This is a genomic window from bacterium (assembly GCA_023150945.1).
In the GTDB taxonomy this organism is placed as follows: Bacteria; Zhuqueibacterota; Zhuqueibacteria; order Zhuqueibacterales; family Zhuqueibacteraceae; genus Coneutiohabitans.
Genome location: JAKLJX010000014.1, coordinates 100,703 through 124,520 on the forward strand (window position 1 = coordinate 100,703; position 23,818 = coordinate 124,520).

A 23,818-nucleotide genomic window follows, 5' to 3' on the forward strand; every position below is an offset into this window, starting at 1 on the left:
GCAAAACCATTTCTACGAATTGGAGAATCCCGGCGCTATGGCCGCGAGCCGCCGGCCGGCGAGCTGGAGGGATCAGCCGGCGCTGCCAGCAACGTTTTGTCATGCGCAAAGGAATGCAGGAATCCCTTGACTTCCTGTTGATACAAAGCCGCATTGGCACGATAGGCGGCGCCGTGGCGCGCGCCCGCGACGACGACGAACTTCTTGTGCAGGCTGGGCGCGCTCTCGTAAAGCTGCTGCTGCACCGGCAGCGGCATGCGCTCGTCTTCACTGCCGGCAAGAAACAAAAGCGGCCGGTCGCCGATTTTGCGAAGCGCATTACGCATGTCGAAGGCGCCGTTGCTGAAGCCAATCCGCCAGCGGGTAAACAGGATCACGGCCTCCGCAATCGGAAAGCGCGGAATGCCGAAGAACAGCTTGGCGTGATGCGCGATGGTGTTTTCAAACGACAAAAAGCTGCTGTCGAGAATCAAGCCGGCAATTTCGGGGGACTCGGCGGCGGCCAGCATGGTGGCCGCGGTTCCCATCGAAACCGCAAAGGCGACGATGGGTTGCTGCAGCCGCAAGCTGTCGCGAATGAAATGAATCGCGCCCAGCACGTCCTGCCGCTCCAAATAGCCCAAACTGGACAACTCGCCGCCGCTGTCGCCGTGCCGCCGGAAATCCAGCACCAGCCCGGCATAGCCGAGCCGGTTGAAGGCGCAGGCGCGTTCCACCATTTCCAGCTTCGAACGAAACAAGCCATGGCAGTAAATGATCACCACCGGCGAGGAATCCGCCGGCAACCACCAGCCGGCCAGGGGCGTGCCGTCGGTGGCGTGGATTCTCACAGTCTGATAGGCAACGCCATAATCTTGCGGCGTGGCCACCACCTCGTATTTCAGCGGGCGGGATTTGGCATGCGTGAGCAGCCACGACAAGCCATAAGGGATCACAAAAAAAACCAACACCACCACGATGATGCCCAGCGCAATCAGCGTGCGCCGCAGCCAGCGCCGCCAGGGCGAACCGGGCAGCGGAGACGAGGAGGAAGATTTTGGCATAGTTCCGAATTCTTGAGTGATCAATTTTTTTTTCTGCCAAGGGTGATTTTGACCGCAGCTCTTTGCCAGCGCGCGGGCTCTCAATCGCTCTGGTGCACTGAGGCCCGCGCCGCCACGATCAACGCCAATACGCTGCAGCCCGCCGCCACAAAGCAGATGGCGCTGAAGCCGAAAGTTTGATAAAGCAAACCGCCGGCGGCCGCACTCGCGGCAATGGTGAGTTGCGAAGTGAAATTACGCAGAGCAAGATAAGCGCCGCGCTGTTGCACCGGCACCAACTCAGTCGACAAAGCCTGAAACGGACCTTCACGCACCGCCAGGAAAATGCCGCCCGCGGCACAGGCCAGGTAAAGCTGCAGCGGCGTGGCCACATAGGCCAGCACCGGCAGAATGATTGCCAGCAGCGCGCTGCTGAGAACGATGACGCGGCGTTTGCCGAAGCGATCGGCCCACCAACCGCCCGTCAAAGCCGTGACTGTCGAGGCCAGCCCGGTGACCAGGAAGACCACGCCAATCGCGGAAGTGGACATGCCGAACCGGTCGGTGAGCCACACGCCGAGATAGGTGAGCAACAGCGAAGCGGTTGCCGACACCGCCAGCGCGAGCAAGAGTCCTTGACGCGTGCGGGCCGCGCGCCAGTAGTGCGAGTAGGCTTTGATTTGGCCGGTCACCAGCGGCGCCAGCCTCCAATGAATGGGCCACTGTGCGTTCATAGCGGCCGACATCATGCGGTCAGTTCTTGCGGCACGCAGCGCGAAGAGGCCGAAAGCCAGGCAGCCGGCAGCGACCGCCAAAACGAGATAAAGCGCACGCCAGCCAAGATTCCCGGCCAACAGCGCGGCTGCCGGCACTCCGGCAACGGCTGCGGCAAAGTACATCGCGCCAATCCAACCCATGGCGCGGCCGCGTGATTCGTAGGGAAAGAAATCAGCCATCTGCGCGATGACGCCTGCGGAAATCGCGCCGCCGGCAATGCCCGCGAGCAAGCGCGCACCCAGATAGAACGGGAAAGCCGGCGCCAGCCAGGCGGCCGCCGCGGCCACGGCGAAAATCAACGCGGCCCAGCGCAGAAAAGGCAGGCGGCCGAAATGATCGGTGAGCGGTCCGATGACCAACGCGCATGCCGAAGCAGCCACAGCATAAACCGTCACCGCGATACCCATGGCGGCAATGGTGGTATGAAAACTTGCCGCCAGCTTCGGCAAAATGGGGGAGATGATTTGTACATCAAGCAAGCCGAGAAACAGCAGGAGCAGAAGCGCGATGATCACGCCGCGGGAGACGCCGGGTGGCCCGGCCCGCTGCCGCAGGTCGTCCCCGGCGGCAGGGGCGGTGATGAGGGAATGCTCGCGTTTGCTGTTCGGCGGCGTGATCATGAAGAATGCCGGGCATCGTGCTCGTGTGCAGGCGAAGAAATGGTCACACCAGAGGACGATTCCGGTATCAAAATGTTCATGGCACCACCAGCATTTTCCTGGTGGCGCTGAATTTTTCCGACTCCAGCCGCAACCAGTAAATGCCGCTGCTCACCAAGCGCCCGGCCTGATCCCGGCCGTTCCAAAAGACCTCGTGGCGGCCGGGAGCAAGCTCGCGTTGCAGGAGCGTGCGAATCTTCTGGCCGATGGTGTTGTAAATCGTCAGCGAAACTTGCGCGGCTTGCGGCAGTTGCAGGCGGATGCTGGTTTGGTTGGCCCGGGCGGCAGAGCTCAACGCGAAGGGATTGGGATAGTTTTGCTCCAAACTGAAAGCGCGCGGCAGTTCGCCTTGCTCCGCGACCGCGGTGGTCGCAGTGGAAAAACTATCGATCGCGCTGAACACGGTTGTGCCCGCGGCGGTGGTTTCCACCCGCCAATAGTAGAGGTTGTTGCGCTTGAGCGATCCGTCGGTGATGGTGAAGCTCGTGTCTGACAGAGACGGCGAGCGAAACACTTGCGTGGTGAGGGTGCGCGAGGTGCCGTAAACCGCCACGTAGGTGATGGCGTCGCCGTCGGCGTCGCGCGAGGCGCGCCACTGCAGCTTGACGTTGAGCGTGTCCACCCGCGTGCCCCTGGTTGGCGCGACCAGGACGGCGGCAGTGGGTGCGTCGGGCACGGGCGTGACCGTGACGGTCAAGGTCCCGGTCGCAGAGCCGTTGTCGGCGTCCGTGGCGGTCAGCCGCAACTGGCCAGTGCCGAAGAAATCACGCGCCGGCCGCAGGCGCAAGCGGCGCTGCGCGGCATTGTAAGAAGTCTTGAGGTTGGCGTCATCGCTCACCTGCCAGCTTATCAGCGCGTCTGCGCTCTCGACGTCGGAGACATAGTCATCGAGATTGAGAATCTGCGTGGTGTCATCTTCACTGATTGTGACCTTGGCGGGCAGTTGCAGTTGCGGCAGATCATTGACTGAGAGCACTTCGAGCAAGACGTGCGCGGTGTCGCTCGCCGCCTGGGGATCATAAACCACAAGCGTGACCTGCTCTGTTCCGAACCAGTTGGGTCGTGGTGAAAAGCGCGCGAGATTGCCGGCCAACAGCGTTGCCGTGATATTCGGGCCTGCCAGCAAAGTCCACGACAAGTTGTTGTCCGGGTCATTCTCATCCGTCACCGCGCCATTGAGATCTAGATCGAAGTGGGTGTCTTCCGCGAAGCTGTAGCCGGCGCTGAAACTCACGCGCGGCGGAAAGTTGAACTCCCGGCTCAACACTACCAGCGCATACGCGCCATTGCCAAACGTGCCGTCACCGAGCAAGTAAGCGGCATTCATCGCGACTTCGATCTGGCTGGCAGCCTTCCACACGCGAAACGACATGGCCTCGCCGCTGCGATAGCCGTCGACTTCGGGCGTGAAGCTGTCGTCCTCCCAAGCCGTCAGGGTCTGATTCGTCGGCCCGGCCACGACCGCCGCGCCGACGCAAATGCCGGCGGGCGTGAACACACCGACTTCATCGCCATTCGCCAGTGCCGCGCCGTTGATGGTTGCGGCTTGCACGACGATCGCGTAGTTGTCTTCGGTTTTGGCGCGGTATTGAAAATGCGTCTGCGCCGAAGCCAGGACCGGCCAGAGCATGGCAAAGAGCAGCGCCGGGCAGGAGCGGCGCGCCAGACGGCCGCATGAGTGAAGACTGGACATGGCATCCCTCCGCTGGGTTGGCGATCACACATCTTGGCAATGCTACGGCTTCCCGAGGCCCGCATCATCCGGCTGAATTAAGCAAAAAACTTCACGCAATCAAAGTGGAAAATTCGCGTCTCCTCCGGCGTCACTCTCCAGCTTCTCGACCATCGCGGTTTCGCGGCGGCAGAGCACAAAGCCGGCTTTCTGGTAGAAGGCAAGCGCGTGCGGATGATCGAGCGTGCAGGTGTGCAACCAAAAGCGCACGGGCCGGCGCTGCCACACGCGCGGCATGATTTCAGCGAGCAGATACGCTCCCCATCCCCGGCCCAAAAACTCCGGCAGCAAGCCGAAGTAGGCCAGTTCGACTTCCGGCATACGGCGGAAATCAAGCTCGGCGTAACCGGCGGGCACGCCGGACACGTAGAGTACGTGAACTTCGACCTGCGGGTGTTGAATGATCTCGGCAAGCGCGGCGTCGGAGAGTTTGCGGCGGTCAATCCAGTTCCACGCCGCGCCCACGGTGTTGTACAGATAGCGATAAAAAGAAACCGTCGGGCGCTGCGCCTGTACAATGGCGGCCTCGGGGCGGGGCGCCGGCGCCGGGTGCAAGGGAGGTGCGAACATTTCGAGGTGAGTGATCGTCACCGGCAGCAGAGGTTTGGGCGATGGAGATTGCATGGGTGGAGTGATTCTTTTTGTGCCTGTCACAGACGGTTTCATCCGCACACCGGCGGTGGCGCAGCCGCGCCCTCAGATCTGCAACTCTCTGCTGAGCAAGCCCATGAAGTGATGCAGCACGCGCGCGGTGAAGCCCCAAATGCAGATCGTTTGCCGCGCCGCCGGCCAGTTGTCATGGTGAAACTTGAGATGCGGCGCCACGGCCACGTGATAATGCAGATTCAAAAAATCCTCGCGCGAACGGATTTCCAGACTGGGATTGAATTGTTCGAACAGCACGCGCACGGGAATCTCGAAGATGGCGGCGACTTCGCGATGGTGGGGAGAATAGCGCAGAACGGCGAGCGGCCGCGCCACATAAACCGCGACATCAAATCCGGTGGTCATGGTGCTGAACTGGCCCAGGCTGCCCAACACCTCCAACTCGGCCGGCGCCACCCCGATTTCTTCGTGCGTCTCGCGCAGCGCCGTTTCCAGGAGCGAGCGGTCTTGCGGTTCAAGTCTGCCGCCGGGAAAGGCAATTTGCCCGCCGTGCCGCGAGCCGTCACTGGTTTTCATGATGAAAACCGCCTGCGTCTCGCGTTGCCCGCCGATTTCCGCCTCGAACAAGATGGCGAGCACCGCCGAATGCCGCAAGCCCGGAACCGGTTCGCGGCGGCGCAGCGGCGCAGTTTGCAACGCGCGGCTGAGTTCATGCAGCGGAAGATTCATGACGGATAGAATTAGTTGACGATGCACCCGGCAGTTGCACACGCGCAGAATCGACGAGGAGCGGCATAATGTGTGTACCCGATCAACCCGGCGGCAAGGGCGTTGCGCACGTTTGCCTTTGCCGGTGCCGCGGCAAATTTCACTGCGGCCGGCCGGCGCACGCAACCTAGCAAATTTCGCCCAGAGACTCAAGTTTTTTTTCGGGTGGAAAGAGAAAAGGCGATGAAGCAAGCTTCATCGCCTGGAGGGCACAGAGGGTATCGTTGGTGCCTGCGGCCGCGGGAGTGTTCCCGCGGTTTCATTCGTTGATGATAAACTCTTCCGGATCGCGGGCCTTGCCATCCAGCCAGACTTCATAGTGCAAATGCGGGCCGGTGGCGCGCCCGGTTTCGCCGACCGTGCCGATCACGTCCCAGCGCTCGATCTTCTGACCGAGCTTGACATTGACTTTGGAGAGATGGCCGTAGAGGGTTTTCATGCCATAGCCGTGACTGATGATAACCACGCGACCGTAGCCGCGGCGGGGCACGTAGCGCGTTTTCACGAATTCCACCGTGCCCGAGGCCGGCGAGTAGATCGGCGTGCCGTGCGGCGCGGCGACGTCCAGGCCACGATGATGCCGGACGCGGCGGACAAAGGGATCGACCCGTTTGCCGAAAAAGTCCGTCACCCGGCCGTTGAAGATCGGCTTGATCGAGGGAATATGCTCGAGTTGCTTGCGGCGTTCTTCGAATTTTTCAAAAATGATCTGATGCGCTTCACGCGTGTCGCTCAATCGTGATTCCAAATGGTCAATCAACTCGGAGGGATTCAGGCTGTTGAGATCGACTTCGTCGCGCAAATCCGGCTCTTCGCCATAGAGATTCGCATCCGGCTCGCCTTTGCCGCCGGTGAGCCGCGGCAGAATATTGTCGTCTTCATCCACAAACGCGCCGCCTCTGCCGTTCAGCCAGGCCGTGCTGTCGTTTTCCGCCGGCGCCTGCATCGTCAATGCCAGCGAGCGGGTGGTGCCCAGCGTCTTGTCGTAGCGATGCGCCAGATCTTCGACGCGATTGTGCCATTCCGCAAAGCGTTCGATCAACCGGGCTTGGCGGCGTTCTTGCAGCCTGGCGTAGAGATTTTGAAAGACGAGTTTCGAGCCATACAGCAGGCTCGCCCCCAAAACCAGAAGGACGAACACGCTGCCGGCGAGCAGGCTCGCGAACGTTGCCATGCTGAACTCAGCCTGTTTGTAGTCGCTCCCCCATGTGGAAAAGAGCACCAGACGGATTCTTTTCTTATCCACGGAGGTTCACTCCATTCACCATCATGCGTGAGGCTCTGATACAGGGGATCGTTCCTTTTCCGCGCCGCATCACCAGTTACCATGCCGTCCTGACTGAAAGCCGCGGCAGATTCATCCTTGTTCGATTGGGGCCAAGTTCCCGTCCACCACCGGAGTTCGCCGGTCCGCGCCGGGCGTTTCCTGCCGGAGGCGCAGACCTTTCCTGCAACTGTTATACACTATACCCGCGCTCGGCCGGAGTACGGAACCAGCGCAGGAAATTTGCTGTGGTCGCACCCGAATCGCTCTGTGAAATGAGCGCTGCCCTGCACAATTTCGGTGTTTGCTCCGGCGCTGCGGCCCGCGCCTCCGGCCCGCGGCGAACGGCGCGACGATGTTGCAGAATCGTCTTGAATATGGTTCTTACATCCGCGTTATTGTGAGGTATCTTGCCTTGCATGCCGGTGCGCAATCGACCGGTAAAGATGATCGACCAACGCAAACTGGTGTGGAGACTCGTGTGAAATTCTATTACTTGGGCTTGCGGCTGTTGTTGGCGCTGTTGCAGCGCGTCCTTTATGTCTTGACTGCCGGACAGTTGCCGCCGTTCGCCAGCGTGGCGGTGGTGGTGCGCGACGGCGGCAGAATCCTCATGATCGCGCGCCGCGATGGCAATGGCTACGGCTTGCCCGGTGGCCATCTCAAATTGCATGAAACCGCGGAAGAAGCGGCGCACCGCGAAGTCGAGGAGGAAACCGGCTTGCAGCTCGAAAGCGCGCGGGTAATCGGCACTCTCTCCGGGCGGCGGCCCGGCACGTGGGTGCGCACGGTGGACGTGGTGTACGAAGGCCGCGTGGCAAGCGGCACCCTGCGTTCTTCCCGCGAAGGCCGCTGTGAGTGGGTCGAGTTCGAGCGCGTTCGTGATCACCTCGCGTTTGATTATCACAAGATTCTCGAACCCTGACGGCGGTGCCGGTTCCGGCAAGCGCGTGCGGCGGCCGGCGGCGCGATCAAGCACCGGCAGGGGCCAGTCGCCGGGCGAGAATGGTGCCAATCTCCGCCAGAATGCGCACCGGCGGATGGGACACTTCCACGCTGTCGATAAGATCGTTCGGGAAGACTGCCAGGGTGCGGTTCATTTCGCGCTCGAACACCACCAGCCGGCGGCGGATGATCGGCTCGCTGGCGTCGTCCTTGCGGTTCTCCAGCACGGCGCGGCGATGCAACCGCGCCACCAGAATTTCCGAATCCGCGCAATGCAGCAGCACAATCGCCTTGACGCGCGCCACCGCCGGCAGGGTTTCCGCCTGATGCTGCGTGCGCGGAAAGCCATCCAAAACCAGAATGTCTTTCTGCGGTTTGAAAGTGCCGACGAGTGCAGCGTTCTGCATGTGCTGCGTCCACAGCTTGAAGACGATTTGATCGGGCACCAAATCGCCCTGGCGCATGTGCTCCATCACCTGTCCGCCAAGCTCGCTTTCAATATCCATGCGCCGGAACATTTCACCGGTGGAGAGATGATAGAAACCCGGCATCATGCCCAGCATTTTGCCCCAGGTGCCTTTGCCGGAGCCGGGCGGGCCGAAGAGCAGAACAGTATTGTAGAGAGGGGAGGTTTCCATGGGCATCCTCGCGTTAGGTTGGAGATTCGCGGCCGCCATGGCGCCGCGCCCAAGCGGACCGGCCAGGTCTGCCTCTCGGGCAAACCCGCCGGCCCTGATTCGAGGATGCAATTAAGCAAAAAAGAGGAAAGATGCCATTGCGCGCGGTTATTTTTTCCAAAGCTCGCGCAGTGCCGCAGCCGCCTCCGGTTCACTGCGCCGGCCCAGCGCACGCACCGCTTCCCGGCGCACACGCTGATCATTCTCAGCCGCCAACACTTGGCGCAACGCCGACACGGCCTCGGGAGCGTCAACCTGGCCGTACAGACTCACGGCGACGGCGCGCATGGCCCAGTTCGAGTGTGACATCATCTTCTTGAGCTCCGGCAGCGCCTGTTGTTCATCCCGGCGCAGCAGGGATTGCAATGCCTGCGCCTGCACCAGTTCATCGGCGCTCAAGTAACGCCGGTAACGCGAATGGGCGGCATGGGGAGAGAAAGGCGCAGCGAGAAGCTCCGACTCCTCCAACCAAGCCAAGCTCTCCGGCAGCGGCGGCTCAGGCAACTCGGCAAGCCCGGCGAGATCGGGCGGGTCGGGCAAGTCGGGCAGCTCGATTTCGAAATCAAGCGGAAGATGGTGCAGCCCGGCCAGCGCGGCATCAATCTCGGGCAATTCGCCGAGGACGAACGGAGGATCGATTTCTTCCAACATTTCAGGAAGCCGCATTTGCAGTTCCTCCAACCGCGGCGCCAGTTCCAACTGCAACCGCGCCTCCATTTCCGCCATCCGTTGCGGCATTTCTTCCGAGAAGCGCCGGGCCAGTCTCTCCTGCAACGCCGCTTCGATTTCCATTTGGCGCTGGTAGGCCCGCGTCTTGGCTTGGCTCGAGTCTTGCGCCCGCAGCGGCTCGGAGTGTCCGAGCATCACGGCCGCCATTCCCCACGCCAGCAAAGGGATGATTCGGCTCATTGCTTTTCTCCTCGAATGATCTTCAACAGCGCTTCTTTCGCTTTGGGCGAATCGATTTGGCCCAGGGCGCTCACCGCCGCGCTGCGAATGCGTTGATTCGATTCCTGCGTGGCGAGCTTGAAAAGCGCAGGCACTGCGTCTTCGGCATTGGTGTTGCCGAGCGCATGCACGGCCGCCAGCTTCGCTTCGGGAGTGCTGAGTTTGTCGATGAGTCCCGTCAGCGTGGCGGCGGCCTGGGCTTCGCCGGCATTGCCGATGGCGTAAATCGCGGCTTCTTGCAGCGTCACCTCGCTTTGCGTCGTGGCGATTTTAGCCAGCGCCTGCACGGCCGCTTCGCCGCCGGCATTGCCGAGGGCGTAGAGCGCCGCCTTGCGAGCTTTTTGCGAGCGCGCTCCGGCCACCAACGTTTGCAGCTTGTCTACGGCCTCCGGCGTCTCCAGGTTGCCAATCGCGTAGACCAGCGCCTCCGCAACCATGTCATCGGTCTCATTCATCGCAGCCGAGGAGAGAAAGGCCGTCGCCTCCGCCGCGCCGGTGTTGGCGATGGCATAGGCAGTGGCGCGCCGCAAACTCGAGGCGGTGCTTTTGGTGAAAATGTTCTGCAGCGATGGCAGGGCCTGCGGCGCATCGAGGTTGGCGATGGCAGAGACCGCGGCTTCCTGCAGCTTGGGTTCCGTGCTCTGCAGCGCCGCCTTTTCCAGCGCCGGCAGCGCCGCCGCTTCACCGGTGTTGCCGAGAGAATAAAGCGCAGCTTTGCGAATTTCGAGGCCTTGGGCACCCTCCAGAATCTCGCTCAATGCACTCACCGCTGCGCGCGAAGACTGGTTGGCAATGGCATACACGGCCGCTTTGGCAACCTCAGGGTCTTGCTCGTTTTTTGCCAGCCGGGTGAGAAACGGCACCGCGCCCGTCCACTCGCTGTTGCCGATCGCCGCCACCGCGCTTTTGCGCACGCTGACCTCAGGATCATTAGCCGCCAGTTGGCTCAGGGTCTCACCAGCTTCCGGCGTATCGAAGTTGCTGAAGGCATACACGATCTTGCGCCTGACCGTGGGACTCTTTTCCGCAGCCAGCAGGCCCTTCAACGTGTTGACGGTCTCCGGGTCGTCGCGCCGGCTGATGGCGATGATCGCCTGCAAGCGCAGATCTTCATCCGCATCCTCGCGCATGGCCTGCACTTCCGCCTGATAACCGGTTTTTCCAGCTTTGGCGAGCGCCGCGGCCAGCAAGATCATGTTGGCTTTGGCTTCGTCCACGTAACTGCTGCGCGGGTATTTTTTAATGAAGGCTTTGTAGGCCTGATAAACCTGCTCGGCGTCATCCCCGCGCTTTTCCCGGCTGTAGCACAACCAGAAAGTGGCTTCCGCTGCGAACCGGCTGCTGGCATATTTGCTGAGAAAATTTTCCAGTTGGCTGGCTGCTTCAGCCCAGCGTTGCTCATAGACATAGTTCTGCGCCGCGCGATACGCCTGACTGGCAGCCTCCTGGGGATCTTCCTCCTGCGGCGCGAGCGTCCCCAGGAGCAGGTCCCACGGCGCCGGTGAGCGGCGCGGCTCCATCTCCGCCATCAGAGCAGGGGCGGCGCTCAGCAAAATGACAATTGGCAGCAATCTAATTTTCATATGATGCCCTCGTTTTTTCGAAATCGTGCCGCAGTCTCTGTGGTTGCGGCCTCTACAGTGCGCGGCGGCCGGATTCACGCTTCGGCGTCATTGCCGGCGACTGCCGCGCCAGCTCTTCCAGATTGATCTTGAGCAGTAAACCCTCGCGATTGATCCCTTCGCGCACGAATTCAACCGCGGACAAGTCATGCTCGACTTCGAGATTGGCAATCTGCAGCAGCACAACTTCCAACTGCTCGAGCAGTTGCAGCAGCCGCCGGTCCGGCGTGGCGCGCAAATCAGCGCGCAACTCGCGGGTTTCGGCCAGTAGGGCGTGTGACACCTGCCGCTGGCGCTTGAGATCAGCGGCGCTGGCACTGGAAAAATCCTCGTTGACAACGCCGATCAACAGGATTTTCGAACGCTCCAGCAGCAAGCTGCTGCGCGCTTCTGCTTCGGTAACTGGCAGCGCAGGGGAGAGCGTGGGAGCCGTGGCCGTTACCGGCGCCTCTTCACTGCGCCAGAAATTCCGTCCGATGAAAACGCCGACGAGAACCAGCGCGGCCGCAGCCGCGAATTGCAGGGCAGGCAACCAACGCGCCGGCCCAAGAGAAAACCGCCACTGCCTGCGCGGCTCCGGCTCTGGCTCGTGCGCCATGCGATCGCGCAAGCGATCCCAAAATCCTTCCCAAACGTGCGCCGGCAGTTCAGGGCGCTGCGGCGCGCCGAGTGTCTGCTTGATCTCCTGAAACGAGGCGAGCGTTGCCCGGCAGCTTGGGCAGGAGGCAAGATGGCGCGCCAGCTCTTGCTCTTGCCGGGCGGCAAGCCCGCCGTACAGCTTCTCGAGCAGCAGCGCTTCATATTTTTTGCAGGAAGTCATGAGCATCGTCAAGTGTGCTGTTACTCTCATTGGTTTGGGTGGAACAGTTTACTCGTCATCCCGCAGGGTCCCTGCAAAAGACTCGGCACTGCTCCACATTCTTCACAGCATCTTCGCAGAATGACAAGGGTAATGCACAATCTCTCCAAGACAACAGACCACTAGCTTATTCCCAAATCCGCACGATAAAACTCGAGTTGCTGCTGCAGCTTGCGCAGGGCGCGAAAAAGCTGGCTTTTCACCGCGCCTTCGGAAATTTGCAGAATCGCGCTGATTTGCTGCAGCGGCAAATCCTGATCGTGGCGCAGGATGAAAATCGTGCGCTGCTGCGGAGACAGGCGTTGCAGCGCGGCGCGCAGATGCTCACGCATCATGCCGGCGGCGGCCATCACCTCGGGATTCGCCTCCGGCGCCTCGGCGGGTTGAGCGGGATGTTTGTGATCGCCCTCGAAAGTATCCCGCAGTTCCATCTCCGCCACTGCCTTTTTGCGGCGACGATTGATGCAAATGTTCACCACGATGCGATAGAGCCACGAGCTCAATTGCGCCTCGCCGCGAAAATCGCGAATGCCGCGATATGCCTTGATGAAGGCCTCCTGTGCCACGTCCTCGGCGTCCTGCAGGTTGCCCGTCAAATCAAAGGCGAGCGCCATCACCCGCCGTTTGTGCGCCTCCACCAGCTCGCGAAATGCCGAAGATTCGCCCGACTGCAGTCGCCGAATCAATTGGGCTTCATCAGGAATCATGCATGAACCTTTTCCGCCGCTTGCGCGCCAACCGCTGCTGCCCAGCCCTCTGCTCTTGCCTGGCATTTCTTCAGACAGCAGGGCCGCAAAAATGGTTGACAGCCCGAAACACGAATTTGCCGAAAGAGGAAAGAGAAGCAACGCAGCGCCGAGGCCGGCGCCACGTGTTGGTCGGCGGGTTGCCGGCGCGGCTGCGAAGAAACTCCGCCTTGTTGTTCCAGAGGAAGGTTGCGGAGTTTCACGCCGCGCGCCGGATACTGCCCCTGAGTTGCCAGAATGCGATCACAAACGGTCGCTGCCAGCCACTCGGGAGGCCTGCGGGCAAAGCAGCGACTATTGGATTTTGTGCAACCAGGTCTGCAGCACCGCAGTGAATTCTTCCGGTTTTTCCAGGCTGGGGAGATGACCGACGTCTTCCAGAAGATGCAATTCGGCGGAGGGAATCATCTGCGCCATGCGCTGCGCTTCCGCATAGGGAATGAGGGCATCCGCGGTGCCGGCGAGGATCAAAGTGGGAACGGAAATGCGGGGCAAAAGCTCGCTGCTGTCCGGCCGGCTCGCCATGCCGCGCTGTGCGCCGGCAATGCCGTTGACGGAAGTGGTTGCCATCATCGCTTCCACCTCGCTGCGCAGTGCGGGCCGTGCCGCGAGCGCAGCCGGTGCCATCATGTTGGGCAGCATTTTCTCGACTGCCACGCGGCTGCTCTGTTCCTGTTCGGCGCGCTGTGCCATCGCTGCGCGATTGGCCCTGCCTTCCGCCGTATCAACCACCGCGCGCGTGCTCACCAGCACCAATCCTTTCACCAATTGCGGATAGTGCCGGTAGAACGCCAGCAGAATGTAGCCGCCCATGGAATGCCCGGCAATCACCGCCGGTCCGCATTGCAGGGATTCCAGCAACGCGGCAACATCGGCGGCCATGTCGGCCATCGAGTAGATGCCGGCCGGCGCTGCGCTTTCTCCGTGGCCGCGCAAATCGGGCGTGATCACGCGAAAACGCGCGTGCAGCCTCTCGGCCTGCGGCTGCCAGATCCTGCGGTTGAGCGGAAAGCCGTGCAGCAGAACTACCGGCAGGCCGTGGCCGCGATCATCATATGCCAGGGTCACACCATTCTCCTTTGTTTGCGTGAGGGGGATCACTGCACACGTTTCTTGAACTTCAGGGCGCTGGCAGTGAGAATCAAAGCGCCGATGATGGAAAGCGGAATGATCTCATTCCACAGAAACTCCAGCGGCGTCGCCTTCAGAAAAATCTCGCGCAGCAGATTGACATAATAGCGCATGGGATTGAGATAGGTCGCCTGCTGCCACGCCGGCGGCATGTTGGCGATGGGTGTCAAAAAACCCGACATCAACAGCAGAAAGATCATGAAGAACCAGGATATGAACATGGCCTGCTGCTGCGTTTCCGCCAGCGTCGAAATGAACATGCCCAGCCCCAGGCTGGTCATGAAATAGATCAACGACACGCCGAGCAGCAGCGAATAACTGCCGGCCAGTTGCAGCTTGAAATAGAGAAAGGCGGTGCCCAGCATTACGTTGATCTCGATGAAGCCGATGATCACAAACGGCATCACTTTGCCGATGATCAATTCTGCCGGCCGGATGGGTGTCACCATCAGTTGTTCGAGCGTACCGATTTCCTTCTCGCGCACCAAACCCATCGACGTCAGAAACATGGTCACCACGGTGACAAGCAGACCGATCAAGCCGGGGATCATGTAATGCTTGCTTTCGAGATTGAGATTGTACCACATGCGGGTTTCGGCGAGTACGGGCGCGCGGGCCACGGCCGTGAGGCGCGGCTCCGGTGTGAAGGAGGACAAGATGCCTTGCGCATACCCCAGAGCAATGCCGGCGGAGTTGCCGTCCAGGCCGTCGGCCATGATCTGCACCGCGGGCCGCAGGCCGCGATCGAGATCGCGAGCAAAGTGCGGCGGAATGGCAATGCCCATTTGCGCCTGCCAGTTGTCCAGCGCGTGGCGGATGCCCGCGGGATCGTCGACGTAGCCGACCAGTTCGAAGGAGGGATTGTTGGCGAAGCGCCGGCACAATTCGCGGCTGACGGTGCTGTGGTCGGCATCATACAGAATGATTTTGACGTTCTTGACGTCGACGGTGATGGCCGAGCCGATGATCAGCATCTGCACCAGCGGCGCCAGGAAGATGATGAACAGCATGGCGCGATCGCGAAAGATCTGGCGAAACTCTTTTTGAATCAGATAAAGAATGCGTTGCATGGCAGTCTGATCTTGCGTTGTCTCCGGCCCGCGAGGCCGGGCGCGTTCTGGCGCAATTCTCGACGGCTTGTTGCCGTGGCGGGTGCCAGCTAGTTGCGTTGTGATGCCAGCGAGCAGAACAAGCGCCGGCGGAAATGCGAACCAAGGCGTATTCCCCAGCACAACGGCGAGATGCTGTCTCTCGCGGCTGGACGGTCTTGCTCACGGCATCGGCGCCAAGATCGCGGCTGTCAAGGACAAAGTCAAGCCTGCAAACGGATCAGCGCAGCAGGGTCATTTTCTCAGCCGCAATCGCGCCTGCCACTTCCAGTTGGACGAAATAGACGCCGCTGGGATGGCCGGCCGCCTCCCACGTGAACGCGTGCCGGCCGCGTGTCACCAGCCCATCCACCAATACGGCGATCTGCTCGCCGGTCAGGCTGTAGATCGTAAGCTTCACGGCCGCATCGGCAGCGAGCGAAAAAACAATGGTGGTGGCCGGATTGAAGGGATTGGGATAATTCTGGAACAGTTCGAATTTCTCCAACGTTGCCGGCGTTGACGCGGCCACTGCCACACCAGGGTTGAGCGCGCGGCCCATCGCTTCCAGCAAGGGCTGCGTGTTGTTGAAGACATCCTGCCCGAGCGCCCAGATCATCGCACCGCCCAGGCGATTTTGTTTGATATATTCGCATTTGTGCCGCAGCGAAACCGAATCATCAAACGTGAGGAACTTCGTGCGGCCGGTGTTGAGCAGGTAGGGCACTTTGGCAACGTCGTCCCAGAAATACTCCCAGCCGGCATTCAGGCGCGCCGGAATCGCGCCATACTCCACGTCCGTGCCGCCGGTACTCGGGCCATAGAGCCGTGTGGCGTTGAACTCTCTGCCGTAAAACGGCACGCCCAAGTGAATCTTTTCTTTGGGAACGCCGCGCTGATCGCGCAAATAGAGAATGCCTTGATGCGCCGAGCCGTCATACTCGCTCGCCGGCGCAAACAGCGGCGCATTGTGGCCGGCGTGATTGGTCCAACTGCCGTGGAAATCGTAGGCCATCAAATTGAACCAGTCGACCTCGCGGGCGAGCGCGGTATAGTCGTGCCATTGGCCGGACCAGTTGGAAGTGACGGCCACCATGGTGAGCAGCCAGCCCTTGTCGGCCGCAACAAAGGCCTGCCGCACTTCTTTGACCAAGCGGGTGAGATTGGCGCGCTCGGTGGCGTTGCGGGGGAACTCCCAGTCGAAATCAGCGCCGTCGTATCCGCGCGAGGCACAGAAGTCAACCAGGTTGCCGATGAAGCGTGCCCGCGCGGCGGAATCCGCGGACATGGCAGCGAAGCCGTCGGACTGTCCCCAACCGCCCAGCGCGATCAAAATCTTCTTGCCGGCGCGATGCGTCTCCTGAATCAACTCGGGATGATTCAGCTCGGCATAGCTCGCGATGCTGCCGTCGGCGAGCGGCCAGGCAAAGGCATGATTGAGATGGGTGAGATATTGGAATTGCATGCGCGCCGCCGGCAGCTTGGTTTTCATCCAGGCGGGATAGTAGCCGACCACGCGCACCTGCGCGGACAGGTTTACCGGCAAGCCTGCCAGGGCCAACAGCGCCACCAGGCCGCCGTGAACCAACCGCCGCGCCCAACCGCAAAAGGATCTGAACACTTTTCTTCTCCCGTATCGCCAACGCCAGTGCTGCGGCCACAACGTCAGGTTGAATTCAATGGCATAGGCAAATAGCACCTTCACTTCGCTCAGGGGATCAAGTCGGCCTGCTCAAGAGAAGAGTGCATCCTCACCGTTGCCATATCAGTTAAAGCAATCCAGTGAATGACCCGGCATTGTGCCCACTTCTGCACAGCATCCGTGACGGGATGGCCGCCGTGCTGGTTGATAGTGATGGTGAGTAGTCTCTTTGGAGTGAACTCGTTGCTTCAAAAGCAATATTCCCCTCCAGCAGATAGAAACAACCCAACTGATAAAAGGTTTCTTCATCTGCTGGGTCCATTTCCAATTGTTGGCGATTTCCTCAGAGTTGCGGTTTGTCCGCATTGGGTTTTTCAAAGTAACAGTGCACCGCTAGCGGTGCGGCAAGCCCGCCACCTCGACGCGGCGCTGATAGAGCGCGTTGGTCTCAACTTCGGTGAGAAACAATGTGCGCAGGTCTTCGCCGCCGAACTCGAGGTTCGTCGGTTTCTTGCCGGGCGCGGCCAGCTTCTGCCGCAGGCTGCCATCGGGCGCAATCACATAGACCGCAGCGCCGCCGAAATGCGCGACGTAGAGATTGCCGGCGGAATCGAAATCGAGGCCGTCCGGATCGCCGCCGGGCAAATGCACGAAGACCCGGCGATGGCGCAACCGGCCCTCCGGCGTCAGCTCGAAGCGCAACACGCGCTCAAAGGCAGATTCGCAGAGATACAATTCCTTGCCGTCGCGCGACAATGCCAGGCCATTGGGAAAGCCCAGACTGTCAGCAAGCAACTCGATGGCCTGATCGCTGGCGCGGATGCGAAAGACGCGGCCGTCCAAAACTTCCCGGCTGTAGGATTTGGGATCGGTGAAGTAAAGATTGCCGGCGGCATCGAAGGTCATGTCGTTGGGACGGTTGAAGGCCTGCCCGGCGTAATCATCCGCGTAGATTCTCGTGGCGCCGGCGGCTGAAATCTGCAGAATCGCGCCAGCGCCAAAATCACACGCAAACAAGAAGCCCTGATGAAAAGCCATGCCGTTGGTCTTCTCAAACGTGAACGGCGCGCGGCCCGCAATGAGAAACGTGTCGACTCGACCCTGCGCCACCCGGGTGATCCAACCGCCATAGCAATTCGACACGTAGAGTGTGCCCTGGCTATCCCAAGCCGGGCCTTCGGGAAAGTTGAGGCCGCCGGCGACTTTTTCCCAGCCGGCCTCGGCCGGAATCACCTCGGCCGGCTGCGCCGGGTGCTCGGCTGCTGGTTCAGGCTTTTTGCCGCAGGTGAATGCTGTGATCGCAAGCAACAAGAGGAACGAAGCCGTGCGACCGCCGCTTCGACCTGGCGCAGGGTTGTTTCGTGCAGTTTGCATGATACTCACTTGTGGTTCGCTTTCGAAGCCAATGAATGCATGGGTTGCAGCACTGCCCCATGGCAGAATCATAAGAGCATGGCATCAGAACGTTGGAAAACTCACCCCATAACGCCTCAATCTGCGACTCAAAGAGAATCGCCAACTGATGGAAACAACCAACCGATGGAATAGAATTGTATCGGTTGGGTTGTTTCTATCAGTTGGAAATACCTCTTTGCTTTTGAGGCAACAATTTCTCTTTGCAGCAGCCAATTTCCTCTCTCCTGATCAAGAGAGGGGAGTTGCCAGCATTCTTCTGACTCGCTTTCTTCCTTCTCTCTCAAGAGCTGGGGCTGGGGGAAGCAGTCGTTAGGCATCAACAGATCCAACTCCACGTTGCCAAACTAGATCTTGATGAAGATCTGCTTCCTGTAGAAAATCGCCATAATGCCGAGCCAGAAGGCAATGTAAGCAACGGCAAAGCCCAGCGACCCGTTCATATTTCCCAGCCAGGAGGCGAAGAGATTCTGGTAAATCCAGGTCTTCAGGCTGACCGCCGGCGCCGCCGAAACTTTGATGAGCAGAATGAGATGCGTGAACACGCCGGCCAGCACATACAGCGCAATCGGATTCATGCCGAAGATCACAAACGGTTTGATCCACCACTGCCAGCCCTTGAGGTCGATGACATAGTGACACATCGCGAGGAACACCAGCGCCATGCCGGCAGTGAAGACGACGTACGAGGGCGACCACAGCCATTTGTTGATCGCAAAGCCGTAATCCAAAATGCTGCCGAGCAGCAGGCCGGAGACACCGGTGACGAAGAGTCCGCACACGGTTTCGTACGGCGGCTTGCCGCGCTTCAACCAGTAGCCGGTGAACGCGCCGAACAGTGCCGTGGCAATCGCCGGCAGCGTGCTGAGCAAGCCTTCAGGATCGCGCTGCAGATACGCGCCCACCTGCCAGGTGTGACCGTGAAAGATTTTGTCGTCGAGCCAGGCAGCGAGATTGATTTCCTTGGTCAGTTCGCCCACATGCGTGACCGCAATGCCGTCCTGCATCACGGTGAAGGGCACGAGTTTCATCACCAGCCAGTAGAAAATCAGCAGACCCGCCGCCCACCACGCCTGGCCGCGCGGCCGAAAATGCAGCATGATCATGGCCGCGCAGAAATAGACCACGGCAATGCGCTGCAACACACCCGGCATGCGGACCTTCAACAGCGTGTCGGAGAACCAGTTGTAGCCGGCAGGCAGATTCACCGGGATCAAAGCGAGAAATATTCCCAGCCCAAACAAGATCAGCGTGCGGCGCAGGATTTTCCAGTAAATGCCTTTGGGTTTCTCGCCGGTCTGCAAAATTTTCTCGAAGGAATAGGCCATGGCCACGCCGACGATAAAGAGGAAGAAGGGGAAGATCAAATCGGTGGGCGTCCAGCCGTCCCACTCGGCGTGCGCGAGCGGCGGATAGACATGCGACCAACTGCCGGGATTGTTGACCAGGATCATACCGGCGATGGTGATCCCGCGAAAAACATCCAGCGACAGCAGGCGGTCTTGACGTGATACTGACATACGGTGCTCTCCCAGTAAGCGCAATCACTCACTTCGGTTTGTTGCCGCTGGCTTGCACCAGTTGCTCGATTGCCGTCACCACCATCAACTCCGCTTGCCCGCGAGGGGTGGCCGCTTTTTGCAGAACCGCCAGCTTTTCCTGTTGCCACGCCTCCTCGCTGCTCTGTTGGTTTTCCAGGCGGCCGAGCGCTTCCAGTCCGATGCCGGCAATCTCGGCGAGATCCTGCGACAGCGAGGCGATTTCCGCCAGCACCGGCGCGGCTTTGATGACCGGCAGCAGCGCGGCATGATTATCGCGCCAGCGCGTCAGCCAGGATTTGATTTCCGCCGCCTGCGCTTGGCGATCGGCGCCGGCGAGATAGCGCGCCACCAGCTTGCGGAAGTTGCGGGCAACGGCGGCGTCCGGCCGGGCGGCATCGACCACGCGCGTGAGCGGTGAAAAGGAATTTTGCCGGCGCAGGCGGTTGCGGTTGTAGAGTTTCACCGGCTCGATCACCGCGACAAGATTCTCGAGCGCGGCGATGTTCGAGCTGCCCACCAGGCGCCGCAACATCATGCCGTAGTTCTTTTCATGCGTCAAGCCGTGCTCTTCGAGTTGCAGACTGATGGCCGCCAGACGGCGATACATGTCGTCGGCGTCATTCACCGTGCCGGGCGACCACAAGCGTTCGGCAATCGCCGCGGTGCGCGGCCAAATGCGCGAATCCACCGTTTCCGGCGAGACCATTTCCGACCACATGGTGGCTTCACCGCCGAGAATGCGGCCGCGCTCCTGTTCATTCAGCGGCGAATCCGCGGGCAGAGGATCATTGCCGTAGTGGAAATCCGTGGGCTGAATCAAGTCGATGTAGTAGCCGTTGGAGAGAATGCTTTGATAGCCCTGCTGCGCTGCTTTGATCATGGCCTCGCGGCCGCGCCAGGATTGGATCACGATGTTCTTCGGCATGTCGGGATGCAGAATTTCATCCCAGCCCACCATGATCTTGCCGTGTTTGGTGAGAATCGCGAGCACGCGCTTGTTGAAATGGGCTTGCAGCGCGGCGTTGTCCGGCAGATTGTGCTTCTTTTTGAAGGCCTGAATTTCGGGATTCTCGTTCCAATGCTTGGCTTGATGGCTGCCATGCTCGATTTCATCGCCGCCGATGTGAAAATAGGGATCGGGGAAAAGCGCGGCCATCTCGCCGAAGAACTTGTCGAGAAACTGATAGGTGAATTCGCGCGCCGGATTGATGACGGGGTAGAAGATGCCCCAGTTCCTTTCGATTTGATACGGCCCGGGCGCGCTGCCCAATTCCGGATAAGCCACCAGCCAGGAAGTGGCATGGCCGGGCACGTCGAACTCCGGCACCACGCGAATGCCGCGCTCCGCCGCATAAGCAATGACTTCCTTGATCTGCGCCTGGGAGTAGTAGAAACCGTCCGAGCCCAGCTCATGCAGTTTGGGATAGACTTTGCTTTCGACGCGAAAGCCCTGATCTTCACTCAAATGCCAGTGCAGCACATTCATCTTGACCGCGGCCATGCCGTCGAGGTTGCGCAGGATCACCTCCACCGGCATGAAATGACGGCAGGCATCGATGAGCAGCCCGCGCCAGGGAAAGCGCGGGTTGTCTGCGATTGTCACCGCGGGGAAGAAATAACCGTTTTCGTCCGCGGCCAACAATTGCAGCAGCGTTTCCAAGCCGCGCAGCGCGCCGATGTCGGTGGGCGCGTGCAGGCGGATCTTTTCCGGCGTGACAGTGAGGGCATAGGATTCATCTTCACCGAAGCGGACCTGGCCGGGCCGCTCGCAGTGAACGACAAGTTGGGCGGAGTCCGGATTGAAACCGGGCTTGACCAAATCCTGCGGCAGGAACAAACCGGTGCGGCCTGCCAGCCGTCGCAGCGCGCGGGTTGCGGCGCGATACAGCCGCGCCTCCGGCTGGCCGGTGACGGCAATGGTGAAGGTCTCCTGCAATCGAAATTGCCCGGTTTGTGCCGCGAACTGCGCAGGTTGCGGCATGAGGTTCAATGACATGGGCAACTCTTGGGTAATGGCCGGCGCACACAGGCCGAGCCAGAGGGCGGTCAACAGCAGGGAAACGTATTTCATCATGGGAAATCCTCTCGATGCAATCAAAGCCCAAACCTGCAGGGTGCAACCGCGCATGAACGTGAAACAATGGCGGTGAAAAGCCGGCGTGCCTGCCGGCGGTGATTGCCGGCGGAAGAACGCTTGCCGGACCGGCCGGCCTCTCCCCGCTGGCGTGTCGCTCACGGCGCGATCTCGAAACTGATCTTCTTCAAACTCGCGGAGATGATGATCACCGCGGCGGCAGCGACGGCAAAGAAAAGCAGGGCCAGCAAGAATTTTCCGAACAGCAAGTTGCCGAGACCGAAGAGCACGCCATAAATCAAAGCGACACCGCTGATCCAGCAGGCGAACAGCCGGCCGAAGCCGCTGTCACTCTGGACGCCGGGAAGCTGATCCGCAACCGGTTTCCAGCCGCGGCCGCCGGGATGAACCTTCTCGTAGAATTTCAGCAGTACGTCCCGCTTGACCGGCGGCGACAGGAACGTCACCGCCAACCAGGTGATGGTCGTGCCGAGCACGACCGGATAGAGCGTCAGCGGCGGTTGCATGCCCCAGGCGCGCGCCAGCGGGTAGATCACCAGCGGCGCAATCATCGCCGCGATTTCCGACCAGGCATTGATGCGCCACCAAAACCAGCGCAGAATCAGCACCGCGCCCATGCCGGCGCTGGCATTGATGATAAATTCCCACGCGCCCGAGATGGTCGTCAGCAGGCGGGTCACCACCAGCGAGATAATCACGATCAGGGCAATGCCAAAGCGGGAGATCAGAACGTAATGCTTCTCGCTCGCCTGCCGCTTGATGAACCGGCGATAGAAATCATTGATGAGATAAGAAGTGCCCCAACTGATCTGCGAGGCAATGGTGGACATATACGCCGCGAGAAAAACCGCGATCAGCAATCCCAACAAGCCGGGTGGCAGATAGTGCAGCATGAGTTTCGGATAGAGCACGCCGGGATCCACCGTGTTCTCGTATTTTTCATAAAACGCCCGAAACTCCGTGGATTGATAGGCGGCCGCGCCGGACTGCAGCAGCGCCGGGTTGCGGAAAACCTGCACTGCCTGTTCATAAAACACGGGGTTCTCCGCCTGCAGGGCCTCGGCATTCTCGGCACGCGGCAGAATGATCAACGCCGCCAGCGCGACGAGGATCCACGGCCACGGCCGCAGCGTGTAGTGCGCAATGTTGAACCACAATGTGGCAAACACGCTTTGCCGCTCGTCGCGGCAGGCCATCATGCGTTGCGCAATATAACCACCGCCGCCGGGATCTGCACCTGGATACCAGCTCGACCACCATTGCAATCCGATGTACGCCAGAAACGCACCGGCCGTGAGACTGAGCGCGCCGCCGGTGATGCCGGCCACCGTCACTTCCCCGATGTGCGGGAAAAAGCCCAGCACCTGCGGCGAGAGCTTGGCCGTCATGCCGCTCAAGCCGCCCACTTGCGGCAGCCGCACCACCAGCACCGCCAGCACGATGCAACCGACCATGGCAAAGACGAACTGAAAGCTGTCGGTGCGGGCGGTGCCAAGCAAGCCCGAGGCCGCGGCATAAATCGCGATCAAACCGCCGGTGACCACCACCAGCCAGAAGGGATCGACGCCGGGAATGGTGACTTTGAAAATTTTCTCCATGGCCTTGTGCACCCATCCCATCACGATGGCATTCATGAACAGGCCGAGGTAAAGCGCGCGGAAGCCGCGCAGCACCGCGGCCGGTTTGCCGGAGTAACGCAGTTCGACGAACTCCACGTCGGTCATGATGCCGGCGCGGCGCCAGAGCTTGGCGAAGAAGAAAACCGTGAGCATGCCCCCGATCGCCATGTTCCACCACAGCCAGTTGCCGCCGATGCCGTTGCGTGCCACCAACTCGGTAACGGCCAGCGGCGTGTCGGCGGCGAAGGTGGTGGCAACCATGGCTGTGCCCGCCAGATACCAGGGAAGGTTTCTGCCGGACAGAAAAAAAGCCTCGGTGTTTTGGCCGGCGTGGCGGGCGTAGTAAGCCGCAATCGCAAACACCGCCGCCAGCATGGCCACGATAACTGTCACGTCCAGCCAGTGAAGTGCCGGCATGGTTTCCCTTTCTGGAGGTTATGGAGATTGGTAACGGACAACACTCGGCCGCGGTGCCTCAAACCAGCTTGGCGCCGCTTTGGTGGGGAGGAAAATGAAAGTGCGAAATCAATGCGCCGGGCTGGTAAGGGGATGACACTGATCGGCAGGAGGAATGCGTCGGCGGGTACCACGCAGGACTGCCGTAGCTGACGGCGGCACCGCCGCGCGGCGGATGAAATGATGCGCGCGCCCCGGGCATTGCCGC

General features: G+C 60.6%; 19 protein-coding genes. 1 reads left to right on the forward strand and 18 read right to left on the reverse strand.

Annotated features, from left to right (window positions below; genetic code table 11):
• Nucleotides 1–35 precede the first annotated feature (35 nt).
• The 6 genes from L6R21_18025 to L6R21_18050 all read right to left on the reverse strand — a co-directional run bounded on the left by L6R21_18025 (nucleotide 36) and on the right by L6R21_18050 (nucleotide 6,810).
• Nucleotides 36–1,043, reverse strand: coding sequence for an alpha/beta hydrolase (locus tag L6R21_18025; GenBank protein ID MCK6561099.1), 1,008 nt, complete (start codon nucleotides 1,041–1,043; stop codon nucleotides 36–38).
• 80 nt (nucleotides 1,044–1,123) lie between these two features.
• Nucleotides 1,124–2,419: an MFS transporter gene (locus tag L6R21_18030; GenBank protein MCK6561100.1), complete on the reverse strand. Its 1,296-nt coding sequence runs from the start codon at nucleotides 2,417–2,419 to the stop codon at nucleotides 1,124–1,126.
• 76 nt (nucleotides 2,420–2,495) lie between these two features.
• Nucleotides 2,496–4,151: a T9SS type A sorting domain-containing protein gene (locus L6R21_18035; protein ID MCK6561101.1), complete on the reverse strand. Its 1,656-nt coding sequence runs from the start codon at nucleotides 4,149–4,151 to the stop codon at nucleotides 2,496–2,498.
• A gap of 99 nt (nucleotides 4,152–4,250) precedes the next feature.
• Nucleotides 4,251–4,814: a GNAT family N-acetyltransferase gene (locus L6R21_18040; GenBank protein ID MCK6561102.1), complete on the reverse strand. Its 564-nt coding sequence runs from the start codon at nucleotides 4,812–4,814 to the stop codon at nucleotides 4,251–4,253.
• A gap of 72 nt (nucleotides 4,815–4,886) precedes the next feature.
• The gene (locus L6R21_18045) at nucleotides 4,887–5,525 is read right to left on the reverse strand and encodes a CoA pyrophosphatase (GenBank protein MCK6561103.1); all 639 of its coding nucleotides are present in this window, start codon (nucleotides 5,523–5,525) and stop codon (nucleotides 4,887–4,889) included.
• A 298-nt stretch (nucleotides 5,526–5,823) separates the two neighbouring features.
• Nucleotides 5,824–6,810 carry a M23 family metallopeptidase gene (locus L6R21_18050; protein ID MCK6561104.1) on the reverse strand — a complete coding sequence of 329 codons (987 nt, stop codon included), beginning with the start codon at nucleotides 6,808–6,810 and terminating at the stop codon, nucleotides 5,824–5,826.
• A 499-nt stretch (nucleotides 6,811–7,309) separates the two neighbouring features.
• Here L6R21_18050 and L6R21_18055 point away from each other — a divergent pair, with 499 nt between their 5' ends.
• Nucleotides 7,310–7,753, forward strand: coding sequence for an NUDIX hydrolase (locus L6R21_18055; GenBank protein ID MCK6561105.1), 444 nt, complete (start codon nucleotides 7,310–7,312; stop codon nucleotides 7,751–7,753).
• Between the two features lie 46 nt (nucleotides 7,754–7,799).
• Here the strand turns inward: L6R21_18055 and L6R21_18060 are convergent, their stop codons facing one another.
• The 12 genes from L6R21_18060 to L6R21_18115 all read right to left on the reverse strand — a co-directional run bounded on the left by L6R21_18060 (nucleotide 7,800) and on the right by L6R21_18115 (nucleotide 23,571).
• Nucleotides 7,800–8,411, reverse strand: coding sequence for a nucleoside monophosphate kinase (locus L6R21_18060; protein MCK6561106.1), 612 nt, complete (start codon nucleotides 8,409–8,411; stop codon nucleotides 7,800–7,802).
• A gap of 147 nt (nucleotides 8,412–8,558) precedes the next feature.
• Nucleotides 8,559–9,359, reverse strand: coding sequence for a HEAT repeat domain-containing protein (locus L6R21_18065; protein MCK6561107.1), 801 nt, complete (start codon nucleotides 9,357–9,359; stop codon nucleotides 8,559–8,561).
• The gene (locus tag L6R21_18070; protein ID MCK6561108.1) at nucleotides 9,356–10,981 is read right to left on the reverse strand and encodes a HEAT repeat domain-containing protein; all 1,626 of its coding nucleotides are present in this window, start codon (nucleotides 10,979–10,981) and stop codon (nucleotides 9,356–9,358) included. Before L6R21_18070 ends, L6R21_18065 begins: the two co-directional genes overlap by 4 nt.
• Before the next feature lie 52 nt (nucleotides 10,982–11,033).
• A complete protein-coding gene (locus L6R21_18075) occupies nucleotides 11,034–11,840 on the reverse strand; it encodes a zf-HC2 domain-containing protein (GenBank protein ID MCK6561109.1) in 807 nt (268 codons plus the stop codon).
• Between the two features lie 161 nt (nucleotides 11,841–12,001).
• Nucleotides 12,002–12,586, reverse strand: a complete 585-nt coding sequence (locus L6R21_18080; protein ID MCK6561110.1) for an RNA polymerase sigma factor — start codon at nucleotides 12,584–12,586, stop codon at nucleotides 12,002–12,004.
• A gap of 333 nt (nucleotides 12,587–12,919) precedes the next feature.
• Nucleotides 12,920–13,693, reverse strand: a complete 774-nt coding sequence (locus tag L6R21_18085; GenBank protein MCK6561111.1) for an alpha/beta fold hydrolase — start codon at nucleotides 13,691–13,693, stop codon at nucleotides 12,920–12,922.
• Between the two features lie 29 nt (nucleotides 13,694–13,722).
• Nucleotides 13,723–14,826, reverse strand: coding sequence for an ABC transporter permease (locus L6R21_18090; protein ID MCK6561112.1), 1,104 nt, complete (start codon nucleotides 14,824–14,826; stop codon nucleotides 13,723–13,725).
• A 259-nt stretch (nucleotides 14,827–15,085) separates the two neighbouring features.
• On the reverse strand, nucleotides 15,086–16,465 hold the full coding sequence (locus tag L6R21_18095) for a glycosyl hydrolase family 18 protein (protein MCK6561113.1): 1,380 nt from the start codon (nucleotides 16,463–16,465) through the stop codon (nucleotides 15,086–15,088).
• A gap of 414 nt (nucleotides 16,466–16,879) precedes the next feature.
• Complete coding sequence (locus L6R21_18100; GenBank protein ID MCK6561114.1) at nucleotides 16,880–17,860, reverse strand: SMP-30/gluconolactonase/LRE family protein; 981 nt, start codon at nucleotides 17,858–17,860, stop codon at nucleotides 16,880–16,882.
• A gap of 386 nt (nucleotides 17,861–18,246) precedes the next feature.
• Complete coding sequence (locus L6R21_18105) at nucleotides 18,247–19,419, reverse strand: DUF5009 domain-containing protein (protein MCK6561115.1); 1,173 nt, start codon at nucleotides 19,417–19,419, stop codon at nucleotides 18,247–18,249.
• Between the two features lie 28 nt (nucleotides 19,420–19,447).
• The gene (locus tag L6R21_18110; GenBank protein ID MCK6561116.1) at nucleotides 19,448–21,514 is read right to left on the reverse strand and encodes a family 20 glycosylhydrolase; all 2,067 of its coding nucleotides are present in this window, start codon (nucleotides 21,512–21,514) and stop codon (nucleotides 19,448–19,450) included.
• A 158-nt stretch (nucleotides 21,515–21,672) separates the two neighbouring features.
• Nucleotides 21,673–23,571, reverse strand: coding sequence for a Na+:solute symporter (locus tag L6R21_18115; protein ID MCK6561117.1), 1,899 nt, complete (start codon nucleotides 23,569–23,571; stop codon nucleotides 21,673–21,675).
• Between the last annotated feature and the right edge of the window lie 247 nt (nucleotides 23,572–23,818).

Bases quoted from the DNA above. Each gene is read 5' to 3' on its own strand.
- L6R21_18045 (MCK6561103.1), bottom strand. From the start codon at position 5,525: ATGAATCTTCCGCTGCATGAACTCAGCCGCGCGTTGCAAACTGCGCCG.
- L6R21_18115 (MCK6561117.1), bottom strand. From the start codon at position 23,571: ATGCCGGCACTTCACTGGCTGGACGTGACAGTTATCGTGGCCATGCTG.
- L6R21_18065 (MCK6561107.1), bottom strand. From the start codon at position 9,359: ATGAGCCGAATCATCCCTTTGCTGGCGTGGGGAATGGCGGCCGTGATG.
- L6R21_18025 (MCK6561099.1), bottom strand. From the start codon at position 1,043: ATGCCAAAATCTTCCTCCTCGTCTCCGCTGCCCGGTTCGCCCTGGCGG.
- L6R21_18060 (MCK6561106.1), bottom strand. From the start codon at position 8,411: ATGGAAACCTCCCCTCTCTACAATACTGTTCTGCTCTTCGGCCCGCCC.
- L6R21_18035 (MCK6561101.1), bottom strand. From the start codon at position 4,151: ATGTCCAGTCTTCACTCATGCGGCCGTCTGGCGCGCCGCTCCTGCCCG.
- L6R21_18030 (MCK6561100.1), bottom strand. From the start codon at position 2,419: ATGATCACGCCGCCGAACAGCAAACGCGAGCATTCCCTCATCACCGCC.
- L6R21_18105 (MCK6561115.1), bottom strand. From the start codon at position 19,419: ATGTCAGTATCACGTCAAGACCGCCTGCTGTCGCTGGATGTTTTTCGC.
- L6R21_18040 (MCK6561102.1), bottom strand. From the start codon at position 4,814: ATGCAATCTCCATCGCCCAAACCTCTGCTGCCGGTGACGATCACTCAC.
- L6R21_18110 (MCK6561116.1), bottom strand. From the start codon at position 21,514: ATGATGAAATACGTTTCCCTGCTGTTGACCGCCCTCTGGCTCGGCCTG.
- L6R21_18070 (MCK6561108.1), bottom strand. From the start codon at position 10,981: ATGAAAATTAGATTGCTGCCAATTGTCATTTTGCTGAGCGCCGCCCCT.
- L6R21_18100 (MCK6561114.1), bottom strand. From the start codon at position 17,860: ATGCAAACTGCACGAAACAACCCTGCGCCAGGTCGAAGCGGCGGTCGC.
- L6R21_18080 (MCK6561110.1), bottom strand. From the start codon at position 12,586: ATGATTCCTGATGAAGCCCAATTGATTCGGCGACTGCAGTCGGGCGAA.
- L6R21_18090 (MCK6561112.1), bottom strand. From the start codon at position 14,826: ATGCAACGCATTCTTTATCTGATTCAAAAAGAGTTTCGCCAGATCTTT.
- L6R21_18075 (MCK6561109.1), bottom strand. From the start codon at position 11,840: ATGACTTCCTGCAAAAAATATGAAGCGCTGCTGCTCGAGAAGCTGTAC.